Annotated in this window: 1 protein-coding gene; it reads right to left on the reverse strand. The window is 73.8% G+C overall.

The window, feature by feature from the left end; all coding sequences use genetic code 11:
• The coding region (locus DB30_RS40665; protein WP_146662939.1) for an SDR family NAD(P)-dependent oxidoreductase at positions 1 to 2,189 on the reverse strand (2,189 nt) is incomplete at its 3' end.
• Positions 2,190 to 2,217: the final 28 nt, after the last annotated feature.

Below are 2,217 nucleotides of genomic sequence, written 5' to 3' on the forward strand. Positions count from 1 at the left end.
GCTCGGCTCGGCGCGGCCGCTCGGGCGACCGGCGGGGCCACAAGGGTGCAGCGGCTGCCGTCGCTCTCGGCGATCAAAATATGTTGGCTGCCCGCGGTGGAGCGGTCGGCGGAGTCGCCCGCAGGCGGGTGAGACGCGCTCGCCCGAGCGGAGAGCTCGAGGCTGGCCGCGGTGGAGCGGTCGGCGGAGACGCCCGCGAGCGGGCGAGAAGCGCTCGCCCGAGCGGAGAGCTCGAGGCTGCCCGCGGTGGAGCGGTCGTCGGTGAGCCCGTTGCGCCCAAGCGCGACGCAGCCGGCGAAGCCCTCGGCGACCAGCGCCCGACGCCAGCGATCCACGTCGAGCAGGGGACCGCCCGGCAGGCGCAGCTCGGCGTCTTCGAACGCCCACCAGCCGCGCAGCAGTCCGAAGGTCATCGTGGTGAAGGCCTCGACGCGCGTGACCTCGTTGAGCACCAGCCAGCCGCCGGCACCAAGCAGCGCGCGGGCGTGGCGGATCGACTCGCGGATCCGTGCGGTCGCGTGCAGCACGTTGGCCGCGAGCACGAGGTCGTAGCTTCCAAGCGCGTAGCCCTGCCCCGCGGGTTCGCGGCTGACATCGAACAACCCGAACTCGAGCACCGCCGCGGCGTCGCCGAAGCGGGCCCGTCCGTGGTCGAGGAAGGCCTCGGACACGTCGGTGTAGGTGTAGTGCACGCGGGTCCCGAAGCTCGAGAGCGCCGCGAGCACGGCGGCGGTGGTGCCTCCGGTGCCGGCCCCGATCTCGAGGATCCGCAGCGGCCGGGTGGGCTCGCGCTCGGCCAGGCGCGCGCGCGCGTGGGTCTGGATCAGCGCGGCGCACAGCGAGTTGAACCCGTCGGCGATCGGGTTGTCGCGGTAGATGCCCTCGACCAGCGCCGAGCTCCCGGCGGGGAACAGGACTTGGGTCGCGGGCAGCTCGCCGCGAACCACCGCCGGGGCCGCGGCGACGCACGCCGCGAGCAAGCGCTGGTGGGGGGCGAGGCTGGGCGCGAGGTCGGACTGCGGAAGCGCGGCCGCGGGGATCAGCTCGAGCCGTCCGTCCGCCCGCGCGCGCAGCTGGCCATGCCGATCGAGCAGCTCGAGCAACGACGCGAGCAGGCCCACGTACTCGGGGCCGACGGCAAGGTGATGTGCGAGCGCGCTTGGATCGGGCTCGAAGGCGACCCCGGGCGCGAGGCCGAGGCCCGCGAACAACTCGACGAGCGACGCGCCAAGGTGCCGCTCCCACTGCTGGCTGGCCTCGCTGGACGCGTCCGCGGAGCCAACGTGGATCCGCTGCGCGTCAGCGAGGGCCGTCGAGATCGACGCGCCGCACGGGGTCACGGGAGCCGGCGGGAGCTCGAGCCGACGCTCCGCGAGCACGCCCATGTCCGCGAGCACGTCGGCCGCGGCCGCGACGACGACGACCCGCGCCAAGCTCGAGCGCAGCGCGGCCGCGAGCGCCTCGAGTCCGGCGCGCGCTTCAACGACGCCGTAGCCGATCGCGGCCAGGCGCTCGCGGTTGTCGGCGGCTCCGGTCGCGCCCTCGCCCCAGTAGCCCCAGTCGATCGTGCGCACCGGCCACGGCCAGACCCCATCGAGCTGATCCGCCAGGGCGTCTTGATACGCGCTCGCGGCTGCGTAGGCGCCCTGAGCGAGATCCCCGACGAGCGACTGGATCGACGAGAAGCACACGAAGAAGTCGAGCGGGACCTCGCGCAGGGCCAGCAGCAAATTGCGTGCGCCCTCGGACTTGTAGATCGAGGCCGCGGCGAACGCTTCGGGGCTGACGCGATCCAGCGGCGCGCCGTGATGCGCGAGCGCGGCGTGGACGACCCCGTGCAGCTCGCCGCAGGCCGCGAGGATCTCGGACATCGCCGTCTCGACCGCGCCGCGATCCCCGACGTCGGCCTGCACATACACGACGCGTCCGCCCAGCGCGGCGATCGCCTCGGCCTTGGCACGGATCTGAGCGTCGAGCGGACGCCGACCCATCCACACCAAGGTCGCCGCGTGATCGCGGGCCAGGCTCGAGCTGAGCGCGACACCCATGGTCCCCGCGCCGCCGACGATCAGGTAGACCCCGCCGTCGCGGTAGGGCGAGGGCGCGGGGTGGTTGGCGCCCTCGGGCCACGCGACCGGAACCAGGGCCCGCCGCCACAGCCCAACAGAGCCAGGCAGAAAGCCAGACACGAGCCTTGCAGTCGCAGGTCAAACGAGG

It is taken from the genome of Enhygromyxa salina (assembly GCF_000737335.2).
GTDB classification, from domain to species: domain Bacteria; phylum Myxococcota_A; class Polyangia; order Nannocystales; family Nannocystaceae; genus Plesiocystis; species Plesiocystis salina_C.